The organism is Pseudomonas californiensis (genome assembly GCF_021147775.1).
Taxonomy (GTDB): Bacteria; Pseudomonadota; Gammaproteobacteria; order Pseudomonadales; family Pseudomonadaceae; genus Aquipseudomonas; species Aquipseudomonas californiensis.
In genome coordinates this window covers 333329-347369 of record NZ_JAGTPK010000002.1, presented here as the reverse complement: position 1 = coordinate 347369, position 14041 = coordinate 333329, and the positions used below count along the sequence as shown (strand labels likewise).

General features: G+C 60.7%; 13 protein-coding genes and 1 pseudogene. 1 reads left to right on the top strand and 13 read right to left on the bottom strand.

What is annotated here, in order from left to right; genetic code table 11:
• Positions 1 to 199 (top strand): annotated as a pseudogene (locus KDX37_RS03670) (hypothetical protein); the annotation flags it as partial.
• 226 nt (positions 200 to 425) lie between these two features.
• Here KDX37_RS03670 and astE read toward each other — a convergent pair.
• The 13 genes from astE to KDX37_RS03605 form a co-directional block, all read right to left on the bottom strand.
• Positions 426 to 1439, bottom strand: a complete 1014-nt coding sequence (gene astE, locus KDX37_RS03665; RefSeq protein WP_231651313.1) for a succinylglutamate desuccinylase — start codon at positions 1437 to 1439, stop codon at positions 426 to 428.
• 11 nt (positions 1440 to 1450) lie between these two features.
• A complete protein-coding gene (locus tag KDX37_RS03660) occupies positions 1451 to 1738 on the bottom strand; it encodes a hypothetical protein (protein WP_005754955.1) in 288 nt (95 codons plus the stop codon).
• Between the two features lie 60 nt (positions 1739 to 1798).
• Positions 1799 to 3145, bottom strand: coding sequence for an N-succinylarginine dihydrolase (gene astB, locus KDX37_RS03655; protein ID WP_231651312.1), 1347 nt, complete (start codon positions 3143 to 3145; stop codon positions 1799 to 1801).
• Positions 3146 to 3194: 49 nt separating this feature from the next.
• Positions 3195 to 4664 carry a succinylglutamate-semialdehyde dehydrogenase gene (gene astD, locus KDX37_RS03650; RefSeq protein WP_231651311.1) on the bottom strand — a complete coding sequence of 490 codons (1470 nt, stop codon included), beginning with the start codon at positions 4662 to 4664 and terminating at the stop codon, positions 3195 to 3197.
• Positions 4661 to 5686, bottom strand: a complete 1026-nt coding sequence (gene astA, locus KDX37_RS03645) for an arginine N-succinyltransferase (protein WP_231651310.1) — start codon at positions 5684 to 5686, stop codon at positions 4661 to 4663. The genes astD and astA overlap by 4 nt, the downstream gene beginning before the upstream one ends.
• 63 nt (positions 5687 to 5749) lie before the next feature.
• Complete coding sequence (gene aruF, locus KDX37_RS03640; protein ID WP_231651309.1) at positions 5750 to 6781, bottom strand: arginine/ornithine succinyltransferase subunit alpha; 1032 nt, start codon at positions 6779 to 6781, stop codon at positions 5750 to 5752.
• A gap of 136 nt (positions 6782 to 6917) precedes the next feature.
• A complete protein-coding gene (locus KDX37_RS03635) occupies positions 6918 to 8135 on the bottom strand; it encodes an aspartate aminotransferase family protein (protein WP_231651308.1) in 1218 nt (405 codons plus the stop codon).
• A 271-nt stretch (positions 8136 to 8406) separates the two neighbouring features.
• A complete protein-coding gene (gene argR / locus KDX37_RS03630; protein WP_231651307.1) occupies positions 8407 to 9399 on the bottom strand; it encodes a transcriptional regulator ArgR in 993 nt (330 codons plus the stop codon).
• A gap of 133 nt (positions 9400 to 9532) precedes the next feature.
• Positions 9533 to 10297, bottom strand: a complete 765-nt coding sequence (locus KDX37_RS03625) for an ABC transporter ATP-binding protein (protein WP_231651306.1) — start codon at positions 10295 to 10297, stop codon at positions 9533 to 9535.
• Between the two features lie 22 nt (positions 10298 to 10319).
• On the bottom strand, positions 10320 to 11432 hold the full coding sequence (locus tag KDX37_RS03620) for a succinylglutamate desuccinylase/aspartoacylase family protein (RefSeq protein ID WP_231651305.1): 1113 nt from the start codon (positions 11430 to 11432) through the stop codon (positions 10320 to 10322).
• 1 nt (position 11433) lies between these two features.
• The gene (locus KDX37_RS03615; protein ID WP_231651304.1) at positions 11434 to 12132 is read right to left on the bottom strand and encodes an ABC transporter permease; all 699 of its coding nucleotides are present in this window, start codon (positions 12130 to 12132) and stop codon (positions 11434 to 11436) included.
• The gene (locus KDX37_RS03610) at positions 12129 to 12818 is read right to left on the bottom strand and encodes an ABC transporter permease (protein WP_231651303.1); all 690 of its coding nucleotides are present in this window, start codon (positions 12816 to 12818) and stop codon (positions 12129 to 12131) included. Before KDX37_RS03610 ends, KDX37_RS03615 begins: the two co-directional genes overlap by 4 nt.
• Positions 12819 to 12901: 83 nt before the next feature.
• The gene (locus KDX37_RS03605) at positions 12902 to 13678 is read right to left on the bottom strand and encodes an ABC transporter substrate-binding protein (RefSeq protein ID WP_231651302.1); all 777 of its coding nucleotides are present in this window, start codon (positions 13676 to 13678) and stop codon (positions 12902 to 12904) included.
• Positions 13679 to 14041 lie beyond the last annotated feature (363 nt).

Genomic DNA, 14041 nt, shown 5'->3' with positions numbered 1-14041 from the left:
TCGTCCTGACCCTGATCCGGCGGTCGCTGCAACGGGCCATCCGTGGCCCGGTGCAGCTCAATCGGCATCCATGCCGATTGCCCACCGGATCAGCGCCAGAACTCAGCCGGCACCTTGCGTCGCGTTCGGTGGTGTGGCGGCTATCGTGGCAGAAAAGCGCTGTTTGTTTTTGGGTGTGCGGCGTGGGCTGATTTTCTGATTCTGATCGCTGAGCTGAGCTGAGCTGAGCTGAGCTTGGACTGAGATTTTCAGTGAACATACCGACCTCTTCGTCAGCAAGCTGACGCCTACAGGTACAGATTTCATTCTGAAACAAGGCGCTCAAGGGGGAGTGAGTTTGCTCGCGAGAGCTGCCCGCAACACAGCGCCTCTCGACTGGATGTACCCAGGCTATGTTCCGCCAGCGTGATCATAGCCCAACTGCCTTATGCCAGCGCCAGGCTCTCGGCCGCCACAGGCACGACCACAATGCCTGCCCGCAGGCCGTTCTTGACCTTTGGGTTGGGGAAGATGATGCGTGCGCCCTCTTCTTCTACTATCCAGCGCGAATCGCTGACGTCTTCAGCCAGGACGTAGCCCTTTTCCAGAACAGAGAAGTTCTCGACGTCGTCAGCCAGGTTGAAGACGAATGCGTCACTGCGCTTGATCACTTCACGCGCCACGCTGAACAGTTGCAACCCTTCGAGGCTTTCATCCAGTGCGGGCTCGGCGCCTTCGATAATGTGCTGCAAACACACGCGCAACGGACCGAGATTGACCTGCTGGTTCTGTCCGAACGGCCGGGCCTTGCCCAGTTCCAGGGTGAAGGCCTCGGCGCCGAGTTGCTCGTAGGTGTAGGCGCTGAACACGATAGAGGGCTTGTTTTGCAATAGCACCGCGCTCATCCCCGCTGCACGCAGACGAGCCAGTTCGTGGCGCGAGTGTTGCCGCCCTTCTTTCCAGGGGTACAGGGCGAACTGTTCGATCTTCGAACCGCGAATCGCGGTGTGCAGGTCGTAATGCAGGCGCTGGCGATCCGGCACGCTGAAGAAGCGGGCGGCGAGCCGTTCCAGTTCGCCGGCACGCAACGCCTCGGGGCCGCTGCTTTTTTCATGACGACCGTTGAACAGTCGGTTGACGTCCTGCTCGACGAAGCGCGTGCCGAGGCGCATGGCCTCGGGGTTGCCGAACAGGAACAGAATACGGGCGCGCGGGACCAGGTCGCCGCGCGCGATGCTCTGGATCAGTTCATCCAGGAGCTCGATGGGGGCCGTCTCGTTGCCGTGAATACCGGCCGACAGCAGCAGGTCAGTGCCATTGTCACGCGACTGAGGCGGGCAGACTTCAAGTGCGCCCTCGCCCAGCCATCGCAGGCTCGCGCCGTCGGCGGTCAGTTGAGTCTTCTCCGCTGGTTCGCGTCCAGCCAGGGTCAGTTCAAGCAGGGTGCCGAGGGCAAGCATGGGGTGTTTCCTTAGTGATTGCAGTCAGGACCGTGAACGTGGCCATCTTCATCGGCGCCGACGTCAGCAGGCTCCATTTCCAGCTGCAGGCTGACCAGGTTGGTCGCCAGCGGGCGCAGCAACAGGTTGGCGTATTCGGCGTCGTCTTCTTCGACGTCAACCCCGATCAGCAACTGGCCACGGCCGTCCTGCTGGATCCACAGCTCTTTACCCTGCCAGATAATGGCAACGCGTGTGCAGGAGGTTTCCAGCTGGGTGCCGTCGGTGTCTTCAAGAATCAGTTGCAGGGCGTCGCTCATGGTTGGAATGCTCTAAAGAGAAAATTCATGCGCCGAACCCGGTTCGGCGCGCAGGGTGTTTCAAATCAGTTGGAAAGGATACACGGCGCCCAGTTTAAGGATTTGTGTCAGTTCATCCAATGCCGTGCGACATTCCGTCAGCAAACGCGGATCAGCCAGGTCGCTGTCGCTCATGCGGTCACGGTAGTGTTTGTCCACCCACTGCGTCAGCGTTTCATACAGCGGCGCGGTCATGATCACACCGGGGTTCACCGCGGCCAGCTCGGTTTCATTGAGGGCCACCCGCAGGCGCAGGCACGCCGGACCACCGCCGTTCTGCATGCTTTGCTTGAGGTCGAACACCTTGACCTCGCTGACCGGGCTCTGATCGGCGATCAGGCGTTGCAGGTAATTCCAGACGTTCTGGTTGGCCTGGCATTCCTGCGGCACGATCAGCAGCATCGAGCCGTCGGGACGCGACAGCAACTGGCTGTTGAACAGGTAGGAACGCACGGCGTCCTGCACCGAGACTTCGGCACGCGGTACACAGATGGCGCGCAGTTGCCCACCGACACGCCCCAGCTTTTCGCGCAACTCATCAAGCATCGGGGCGGTGTGGAGGAACGCGTCCTCATGATAGAACAGCACCTCGCCGTTACCGACCGCGATCACGTCGTTGTGAAACACGCCCTGATCAATCACCGAAGGATTCTGCTGACCGTAAACCACACCGGCCTCACTCAAGCCATGCAGCCGGGCAACTGCGCGCGACGCCTCCAGGGTCTGCCGCGCCGGGTATTTCTGCGGCGCAGGATAACGAGTGTCGAAAGCACTGCGGCCGAAGACAAAAAACTCCACACCCGCCTGACCGTAGTCGTGGCAGAAGCGCGTGTGGTTGGCTGCGCCCTCGTCGCCAAACTGCGCCACCGGCGGCAGCGCCGGGTGGTGGGCGAAGTGCGTCGAGTCGGCAAACATCGCCCCCAGTACCCGGCTGGTAGTGGGGTGCTCGATACTGCGGTGGTATTTGCAGTTGAGGTTGGCGGCCGTGAAATGCACCCGGCCATCAGCCGTGTCCGCGCTCGGGCTGACCGTCGCGGCATTGGCCACCCACATGCTCGATGCCGAGCAACTGGCGACCAGCAGCGGCATGTCCTGCCGGGCAGCCTGTTCGATGACTTGCGCGTCGCTGCCTGCAAAACCCAGCTGACGCAGGCCCGCCACGTCCGGTCGCTCCTGAGGCGCAAGTACGCCCTGCGTGAAGCCCAGGTCCATCAAGGCCTTCATCTTCGCCAGGCCCTGCAACGCCGCTTCACGCGGGTTGGAGCATTGCTGGCTGTTGCTCTGGGACGCGACGTTACCGTAGGACAACCCGCCATAGTTGTGGGTTGGCCCGACCAGACCGTCAAAATTCACTTCACAGGACTTCATCGGTGTGGCTCCGTGGATCTGTTTTTATAAGCAAGCAGTGCAGACACGTTCAGTCCAGTCTGATGCCGGGCGTCAGTACTGCAGGCAGCGTCAGGCTGCCGGTTTCAAGCGAGGCCACCGGATAGGCGCAATAATCGGCCGCGTAATAGGCGCTGGCACGATGGTTACCGGACGCGCCCACACCGCCAAACGGCGCGCTGCTGGCGGCGCCGGTCAGCTGTTTGTTCCAGTTGACGATACCTGCACGGCTCTCCAGCCAGAACTGCTGATAACGCGCTTCGGAGTCTGACAGCAGACCCGCTGCCAGGCCGTATCGGGTGTCATTGGCTTCAGCAATGGCCGCGTCGAAATCGGCGTAGCGGATCACTTGCAGCAGTGGACCGAACAGCTCCTCATCTCGCTTTTCGCTGACCGCACTGACGTCCAGAATACCCGGCGTCAGCAACGCGGCGCCGGGCTGCGGCTGCTGCATTTCCAGTAGCGCCACGGCACCTTTGCCCAGCAGGTCGCGCTGGGCGTCCAGCAACGCACGCGCGGCCTCCAGCGAGATGACCGAGCCCATGAACGGCGCAGGCTGACGATCGAACTCACCCACTTCGATGCTTGCGCTCACCGCCACCAGACGTGTCAGAAACGCATCGCCCCAATCGCCCTCAGGCACCAGCAGGCGGCGCGCACAGGTGCAGCGCTGGCCTGCGGAAATGAAAGCCGATTGAATGACGGTGTACACCGCGGCGTCCAGGTCCTGAACCTGCTCGACCACCAAGGGGTTGTTGCCACCCATTTCCAGGGCAAGGATCTTGTCCGGGCGCCCGGCAAACTGTTGATGCAACGCATTGCCGGTGCGGCTGGAGCCGGTGAAGAACAACCCGTCGATACCGGGGTTTGCAGCCAGGGCGATACCGGTTTCGCGACCGCCCTGCAGCAGGTTCAATACACCGTCAGGCAGCCCGGCCTCGACCCAGCACTGGACGGTCAACTCGGCGACCCTGGGCGTCAGCTCACTGGGCTTGAACACCACGGTGTTGCCGGCCAGCAATGCCGGGACAATGTGCCCGTTGGGCAAATGACCCGGAAAATTGTAAGGCCCGAACACGGCCACCACACCGTGCGGCTTGTGACGCAGAAAAGCAGTCGCGTCGCCCAGCGGGCCGCTTTTCTCACCGGTGCGTTCACGGTAACTCTGTACCGAAATCGCGACTTTGTTGACCATGCTGGTCACTTCAGTGGCTGATTCCCACAACGGTTTGCCGGTTTCCTCACCGATACAGCGGGCGATTTCGTCGCTACGCGCCTTGAGGCAAGCGGCGAATGCTTCGAGCACACCAATGCGCTCGTCCAGCGAGCGACGGGCCCAGCCTGGAAAAGCCTGACGCGCAGCCTGCACGGCCGCTTCAACCTGGTTAGCGGTAGCGCCCTGTCCGGACCACAGCACCTGCTGGGTCACCGGGTTCAGTGAATCGAATGCGTCACCCTGCCCGGCTTGCCAGGCGCCTGCGATATACAGCGAGCTCATCACACTCCCTCCCGCGCTGCCGACAAAGGCACTGCGCGCACATTGTCGCCGGCGCTCATGCGCAACCGTTTCGCCGCTGCCGGATCGACCACCAGCGTGCCCGCTGCGAAGCGCGCACGGGCGACCGTCACGCGGCACTCTTCGCGCTTGCGGTTGTAGATCAGAAATTGCGGGGCATCGTCACCCGGCGTTCCGATGGCCAAAACCAGCGTCTGGCTGTCCTGCACGGCGCGGATCTTGCCGGTCTCACACTCGATGGCAGGCCCCGCGTCGAAGATATCGACGTAGCCCTGATAGCTGAAGCCTTCGCCCTTGAGCATGGTCAGCGCAGGCTCGGTGTCGGCATGCACGCGGCCGACTACGTTGCGCGCGTCTTCGGAGAGAAAGCAGGTGTACAGCGGAAACTTGGGCATCAGTTCGGCAATGAACGCTTTGTTGCCGACGCCCGTCAGGTAATCGGCCTGGCTGAACTCCATCTTGAAGAAGTGCCGCCCCAGGCTTTCCCAGAACGGGGAGCGACCATTTTCGTCCGACATCCCGCGCATTTCAGCGATGATCTTGTTGCCGAACAGCTTGGGGAATTCGGCAATGAACAGCATGCGCGCCTTGGACAACAGGCGTCCGTTCAGGCCATTGCGCGAGTCGCTGCGCAGAAACAGCGAGCACAGCTCCGAATTGCCGGTCAGGTCGTTGGCCAGAAACAGCGTCGGAATTTCCCGGTAGATATTCAGTTCCTGAGAAGCGCTGACCGTCAGGCCCACCCTGTAGTTGTACCAGGGCTCGCGCAGCCCCACCGCACCGGCGATGGCGGAAATGCCGACCACACGCTCATCGTCGTCTTCAAGCACGAACAGGTAATCGGCATCGGCACGTTCGGCTTCGCCTCGAAAGGTCTTCTCGGCCCAGCCGACGCGGTGCGCGAGACGCTCCTCGTTGGCGGGCAGCGTCGTCAAACCTGCGCCCGTGCTGCGCGCCAATTCGATCAGCGCAGGCAAGTCGCTGCTGCGTACGGGACGAACGATCATGTTATCTCCTCAGCGGCCCTTCAAGAGCCTTGAAACTCGCTAATCAGCTATCGAACGTCGGGCTCAGACTGCCACGATCCGCACACTGGCACCTTCACCGACACCCAGCGCCTCGGCGGCCGCCAGGCTCAGTACCACCGGCCTGCCGGGCGCCCAGTCGAGCTCCAGCAGCGCGGCGCGGTAGTCCTGCAACAGGCCATTGGCGACCAGATACAGCCGCCCGCCTTTGCCGACATCGCCGGAGCTCTCAGGCTGGACCTTGACCGGTACAAGGCGGCTTTGCGCAATCGAACGGATCCCGGAAACCCGCGCATGCAGGGTCGGGCCGCCGTCGAAAATATCGATGTAGTGATCGGTCTCAAAGCCTTCGCGCATCAGGATGTCGAAGGTGATCTGCGCCCGTGGGTGTACCTGCCCCATGGCTTCCTGCGCGGCGTCCGGCAGCAAGGGGACGTAAATCGGGTAATGCGGCATCAGCTCGGCGAGGAAGGTCCGGCTTTTCAGCCCGCACAGGCGCTCGGCCTCGGCGTAATTGAGGTCGAAGAAGTTGCGGCCGATGGCGTCCCAGAACGGTGAGTCGCCCTGTTCATCGCTGTAGCCGACAATCTCGGTCACCACCGAATCGGCGAAGCGCTCGGGATGGCTGGCAACGAACAGCAGGCGGCCACGGGAGTTGAGTTCCGACCAGGCAGTACCTACCAGTTCCGGAACCACGTAGAAACTGGTCAGCAGGCTGTTGCCGGTCAGGTCATGGCACTGGGACAGGACGTGAATCTTGTTGTGGATCTTCAGCTCTCGGGACGCATGCACGAAGGTTTCGTTACGAAAGCTGTAGAACGGCTCGGAATAGCCCGCCGAGGCGACGATCCCGGAGCAGCCCACCAGACGACCGCTTTCGCTGTCTTCCAGCACGAAGAAGTAGGTTTCTTCGCCATTGAAGCTGACCTCGGCGGCAAACGACGCTTCGGAGGAGCCGATCTTGTCACTCAGACGACCTTCGTCATCCGGCAGGGACGTGACACCGATAGGGCTGTCGGCCGCGAGGCGTTGAACCTCGGCCAGATCAGCCATTTGCGCAGGGCGCATCACCAGCATGGTGCCACTCCTTGTAGATCACTGGCCGGAAACAACCGGCGCTAAAAAAGGCACCCTACAGAGCGGTGCTCGCAAGGTGCCGGAAAGAGGTCCGGTGCACGTCTCATGGACGCGCACCGGAGGGCAAAGCGTCTGTTCAGGCGGTCAAGTGGGCGATGGCGCGCTCGAAGCGGTTCAGACCCTCTTCAATATCGGCGTCTTCGATCACCAGGCTCGGCGCGAAGCGGATCACGTCGGGACCTGCCTGCAGAATCATCAGATCCTGGGCTTCTGCTGCATTGAAAATGTCCTTGGCCTTGCCTTTCCAGGCATCCGACAGCACACAGCCGATCAGCAGGCCCAAGCCACGCACTTGTGTGAACACGCCGTACTGCTGGCCGATACGCTCCAGGCGAGCCTTGAACAGCTGATGCTTGGCGTTGACGCCCGCCAGCACTTCAGGCGTGTTGACCACGTCGATGACCGCCTCGCCCACCGCGCAGGCCAGCGGGTTGCCACCGTAGGTCGTACCGTGAACGCCCACTGCCAGGTGCTTGGCGAGCTTGTCGGTAGTCAGCATGGCGGCCAGCGGGAAGCCGCCGCCAATGCTCTTGGCGCTGGACAGGATGTCTGGCGTCACGCCGTAATGCATGTAGGCGAACAGATGACCGCTGCGGCCCATGCCGCTCTGCACTTCATCGAACACCAGCAATGCATTGTGCTCGTCGCACAGTTTGCGCGCGCCTTGCAGGTACTCAAGTTCCGCGGGCAGCACGCCGCCTTCGCCCTGAATCGGCTCCAGCACCACCGCGCAGGTCTTGTCGGTCACGGCGGCTTTCAGCGCTTCCAGATCGTTGTACGGCACATGAGTGATGCCGGTGATCTTCGGCCCGAAACCGTCGGAGTACTTCGGCTGGCCACCCACGCTCACGGTGAACAGGGTGCGCCCGTGAAAGCTGTTCACGGCAGAAATGATTTCGTACTTCTCGGGCCCATGCAGGTCATGCGCCACACGACGCGCCAGCTTGAAGGCTGCTTCGTTGGCCTCGGCACCCGAATTACAGAAGAACACGCGGTCGGCAAACGTCGCGTCCACCAGCTTTTTCGCCAGGCGCAGTGTCGGCTCGTTGGTGAAGACATTGGACACATGCCACAGATTACCGGCCTGCTCGGTCAGGGCCCCCACCAACGCCGGGTGGCAATGACCCAGCACATTGACGGCGATACCGCCCGAGAAATCCACCAGCTCACGACCCGCCTGATCCCAGACACGAGACCCCGCTCCGCGTACAGGAATAAACCCGGCCGGTGCGTAATTGGGGACCATTACCTGGTCGAAATCGGCGCGTTGCACCGCAGCATGCTCAACGGACATCGGAGTCTCCTGATGAGGAACGCCAGCCTGAAACTGGCGAGCGATAGAAGGATTGTAAGGACTGATTGGTGTTCGGCCTTGCCGCCAGGCGACAACTTGTTACAGCGCAAAACCGTGTTCATTCAAGGCTTTCGGCAATGCGACATATTGCGTCACAAAGGCGCAGTTTAAACGTTGCCGAGCATTTGTTGCAGACACAGATGCGTTGATTGACGCCCAACACAGTTGCACCTCAGGGCAGACCCACACCGCCGCCTTCCTTGAGCCATGCTCAACCGCGTTCGGCGGGCACCGGGGACAGCTCGAACGGGCTGCTGCTGCGTCGCTGATTGCGGTCTTCGCGGGGCGTGGCGCCAAAGAAGTTGCGATAGGCGCTGGAAAAGTGCGGACCGGAAGAGAAACCGCAGGACAGGCCGATCTGGATGATCGACTTGCTGGTCTGCATGAGCATCTGACGCGCCTTGTTCAGGCGCAGCTCCAGGTAGTACTGGCTGGGGACGCGATTGAGGTACTGCTTGAAGATGCGCTCCAGCTGACGGCGCGAGACGCAGACGTGCTGGGCGATTTCGTCGGTGGTCAGCGGCTCTTCGATGTTGGCTTCCATCAGCAGCACTGCCTGAGTGAGCTTCGGATGGCTGGAGCCCAGACGATTCTGCAGCGGGATGCGCTGGCGCTCGCCGCCTTCACGGATACGCTCGACCACCAGTTCTTCCGACACCGCACCTGCCAGCTCTGCGCCATGATCACGGGACAACACCGCCAGCAACAGGTCAAGTACCGACATGCCGCCACAGGCGGTCAGGCGATCACGGTCCCAGTCGAACAGATGACTGGTGGCAATGACCTTGGGAAAGCGCTCACTGAAATCATCCTGCCAGCGCCAGTGTACCGCCGCTCGATAACCATCCAGCAAGCCCAACTGCGCCAGCGGATAGACACCCGCCGACAGACCGCCGATCGAGCAACCTGCCCGGACCAGTTGCTTGAGCGCACTGCCCAGCGCCGAAGCCATCGGCGCCGGCGGCTCGTCCGCCAGCAGGAACAACTTGTGGAAACCTTCAAGACGCCCCGCCCAAGGCTCGCCCGGCAATTGCCAACCGCCAGCCAGGGCAGGCTGCTCGGCAGCCTCGGCCTGCAGGAACGACAATTCGTAGACCACGTCGGGGTGAACACGCTGAGCAACGCGCAAGGCTTCCTCGGCAAGCGCCAGGGTCAGGGCTTTGGTGCCGGGCCAGACAAGGAAACCTATTCGATGGGCAGTCATTGGGACATCCGCTACTTATTGCCGCAAAAGCCAGGCCTTGAAGCCGGCCTGATCTGGAACATTCGGTCGTGCCGCGAGACGCGCAGCATGCCCGTTCTGTTGTAAAAAGGCATCGCCAATGCGATGCCTTCGGTCACTTCAAGCTGCCCGACAGAAACTGCTGCAAGCGCTCGGTCTGCGGATTGGCCAGCACTTCACGCGGATCACCACGCTCAAGCACTACGCCCTGATGCAGAAACACCAACTGGTTGGACACTTCACGGGCAAATCCCATTTCGTGCGTCACCACCACCATGGTCCGTCCTTCCTGAGCCAGCCCCTGCATGACCTTGAGCACATCGCCCACCAGCTCCGGGTCCAGCGCCGAGGTCGGCTCATCAAAGAGCATGACTTCAGGTTCCATGGCCAGCGCACGGGCAATCGCCACACGCTGCTGTTCGCCACCGGACATGTGCCCTGGGTAGGCGTCCTTGCGATGAGCGACGCCAACCTTGGCCAGATAATGCTCGGCCTTTTCCAGTGCTTCCTTTTTGGGGACACCAAGCACGTGAACTGGCGCTTCGATGATGTTTTCCAAAGCCGTCATGTGCGACCAGAGGTTGAAATGCTGAAACACCATCGACAGGCGCGAGCGCATGCGCTGCAACTGTTTGGCATCTGCCGCTTTCAGACCGCCGTCCTTGTTCGGCACCAGTTTGAGCTCTTCGTTGTTCAGCAGGATCTTGCCGGCATGCGGCTGCTCAAGCAGGTTGATGCAGCGCAGAAAGGTGCTTTTGCCCGAGCCGCTGGAGCCGATGATGCTGATGACATCGCCAGCACGAGCGGTCAGGGAAACGCCCTTGATCACTTCGTGGCTGCCATAACGCTTGTGCAGGTCCAGCACTTCGAGTTTGTTCATGCTTTCGGTTCTCACAGAACGATCAATCACTGAGCAGACGTCCGTGGCGCAGCGCCGTGCGCCCCGCCACTTTGGCCAGCCAGAAACCGGGTTGAGCGTAGCGAAGCCGCTCGATGGCAAACAACACCCCGGCCGTATTCGCGCAAATGGTGCTGACCTGATCGGACAGCGGGTCGATGACTTCGAACAACGGCTCGCCAACTTCGACCCTGTCGCCTGCCGCGCGCAAGAATGTCACCACACCGGGATGCGGCGCATAGAGCAATTCGGTGCCCTCGAAGGGCATGCCTTCGCAGGCCTCATGCCCAGGCTGCGGCCAGTCGCCACTGATGAAGCCCTGCTCGGCCAGAAATGCCAGAATGCCCTCGGCGTGCGCTTCGGCCTGGTGTTTGCCGGTATCCGCCTGCCCACCCAGCTCAAGAGTGGTCGCCAGACACGCCAACGGAATCTGCGCCTGCGGAAAAAGGCGCGACAGGCGCAGCCAGGGTAACGAGCAGGCTTCGTCGAACGAACTGCCGCCCGAATCCTCGGCCAACAGCGCCACTTGGATATTCAGGTGCGCCGACAACGAACGCCATTGCGGCCAGTGCTGCGGCAAGGCATACATGTGCAGCGCAGCGTCGGCGTCGCAATGCAGATCCAGCACCACATCCGCTGTGCAGGCATGACTGAGCAGAATGCGCTGCATGCCCTGCAACTCGGATTGCGGGGCGGGCAAACGCTCCAGCACGGTGGCCATGGCCTGACGGATCATCTGAATATTGGCCCGCGGGTCTTCACCCAGCTGGCCTTCCAGCAATTCGGCGACCGGCTCGCTCAGTTCGACAAAATCACGGTTGAAATTCTTGCCACTGCCGAACTCGAAGCGCCCTTGATGCGCACCCTGCAGCAATTGCCCAAGGCCCAGCGGATTGGCCACAGGCACAAGCTCGACAACGCCCTTCAGTGCGCCCTGCTGTTCCAGTTCGACGAGGCGTTTCTTCAATTCCCACGCCGTGCGCATGCCGGGCAGTTCATCGGCGTGCAGGCTGGCCTGAATGTAGGCCTTGCGCTCGCCGGTGCCGAAGCGGAACACACTCAATTGACGCGCGGTGCCGAGGGTGCTCCACGGCAATACATGATCGGTTCTTTGCATTTCAGACCTTCCGTGGGGCCAGATAGCCCAGCCAGCGACGTTCAGCCATCTTGAACAGGCGCACCAGAATGAATGTCAGACACAGGTAGAAAACGCCCGCCGTGATATAGGCCTCGAACGGCAGATAGAACTGGGCGTTGACCGTGCGGGCTGCGCCGGTGATGTCGATCAGGGTCACGATGGACGCCAGACTGGTGGTCTGCAGCATCATGATGACTTCGTTGCTGTACTGCGGCAGCGCCCGGCGCAGTGCCGAAGGCAGCAGGATGCGGCGGTACATTTTGGTCGGCGACATACCCATGGCCCGCGCAGCTTCGATTTCACCGGCAGGAGTTGCCTTGAGGCTGCCGGCGATGATCTCGGCGGTGTAAGCGCTGGTGTTGACGGCAAACGCCAGACAGGCGCAAAAGGTTGCGCTGGACAGCCACGGCCACAGGAAGCTCTCGCGCACCGCCTCGAACTGAGCCAGGCCGTAATAGATCAGAAACAGCTGCACCAGCATGGGCGTACCGCGAATCACGTAGGTATAAAGCCAGGCAGGTACGTTGACCCACGGCTTTTTCGAAACCCGTATCAGGCCCAGCGGCAACGCCGCGAGCAGGCCGAACGCGAGGGAAATCGCCAACAACTTGAGGGTCACCAGCAGGCCGCCGAAGTACAGCGGCAGACTTTCCCAGACGACGTTGTAGTCGAAGATCATAGGTCAGCCGCCTTTACGCCCACGGAGTAGCGTTTTTCCAGATAACGCAGGGCCAGCAGCGAGACACTGGTAATGACCAGGTACATGGCTGCCACGGCCAGAAAGAAGGTGAAAGGCTCGCGGGTGGCATCAGCCGCCTGCTTGGCCTTGAACATCATGTCCTGCAGACCGACCACGGAAATCAGTGCGGTAGCCTTGGTCAACACCAGCCAGTTGTTGGTGAAGCCCGGAATCGCCAGACGGATCATCTGCGGCACCAGAATGCGGAAAAAAACCTTGCCGCCGCTCATGCCATACGCCATGCCCGCCTCGGCCTGCCCTTTGGGAATCGCCATGAAGGCACCGCGAAAAGTCTCGGACAGGTAGGCACCAAAGATGAAGCCAAGCGTGCAGATGCCGGCCATCAGCGGATCGAGATCGATGTAATCGTCAAAACCCAGCAGCGGCGCAACACGATTGAGCAGGTCCTGGCCGCCGTAGAAAATCAGCAGGATCAGAACCAGATCGGGAATACCGCGGATCACCGTGCTGTACAAATCACCCAGCCGGGCAAGCCAGCGCACAGGTGACAAGCGAAGCGCCACGCCGATCAGACCTAGAACGATTGCCAGAGCCATCGATGACAGGGCGAGCTGCAAAGTCAGCCAGGCACCTTCGAGGATCACAGCCCCGTAGCCTTTCAACATGATGTGCAGTCCTCAAGCGTGGAATAAAAATGGCGCAACCCAGGCAATTCTGTTTGCGCCATCTCGTTCAGTACCGCGACGATTTACTTGCCGTAGATATCGAAATCGAAGTACTTGTCTTGGATAGCCTTGTATTTGCCGTTGGCACGGATGGCTGCGATGGCCGCGTTGATGCGATCAAGATTGGCCTTGTCGCCTTTACGCACGGCGATACCGATACCGTCACCGAAGTATTTTGGATCGGTAAACGACGGGCCGACAAACGCATAACCCTTGCCAGCGTCGGTTTTCAGGAAGCCGTCCTGCAACAGCGTGGCGTCAGCCACTGTGCCATCCAGACGACCCGCACCGATGTCCAGGTAGATTTCGTTCTGCGAACCGTATGGCGTCACTTCAGCACCCAGAGGTGCGAGAGTCTCGCGGGCAAAACGTTCGTGGATCGAGCCACGCTGCACGCCAATCTTCTTGCCCTTGAGCTCAGCCAGGTTATCGCTGACCACGGTGCCATCTTTCATGACCAGACGCGCCGGGGAATTGTAGTACTTGCCGGTGAAATCCACGGACTTCTTGCGGTCGTCAGTGATGGACATCGAGGACAGAATCGCGTCGATCTTGCGCACTTTCAACGCCGGGATCAGACCGTCGAACTCCTGCTCGACCCAAGTGCACTTGACCTTCATTTCTTCACACAGTGCATTGCCGATGTCGTAGTCGAAACCAACGATGCTGCCGTCCGGTGCCTTGGAGGCAAACGGAGGGTAGGCGGCTTCAATGCCGATCTTCAGCGGCTTTTCATCTGCAAAAACCGGCTGGGCAAGCACGGACAACGCCAGCGCGCCAATAAGCATGAGCTTTTTCATTTCCAGGACTCCATCGGTAAAGCGCGACAAGTGGCAGAGTGGGCCATAACCCAAAATGCGGGAAGGATATCTAGAGAGCGCGACGTCAGGGCGTGGAACCGGATTGGCGGTTCCCGGCCATCAGCGAGTGGTGGGCATTTTAACGACAGGTTCGAAGTCGATATTTCTTCAATGCGACAACTAGTTACAGAAGCACCAGAAAAATCACCCACCCTATTGACTAGACTTAAAACTCTTGATCAAGCAAGAAGAATAAAACCAGTTGATACAGCAAAAAACGCGCCCATTATTGGCAAAGCCTTCTAATCCGGCAAGCCCAGCGTTGAATCGATCTCATGAAACCTGAAAAAACGCACCCGCTTC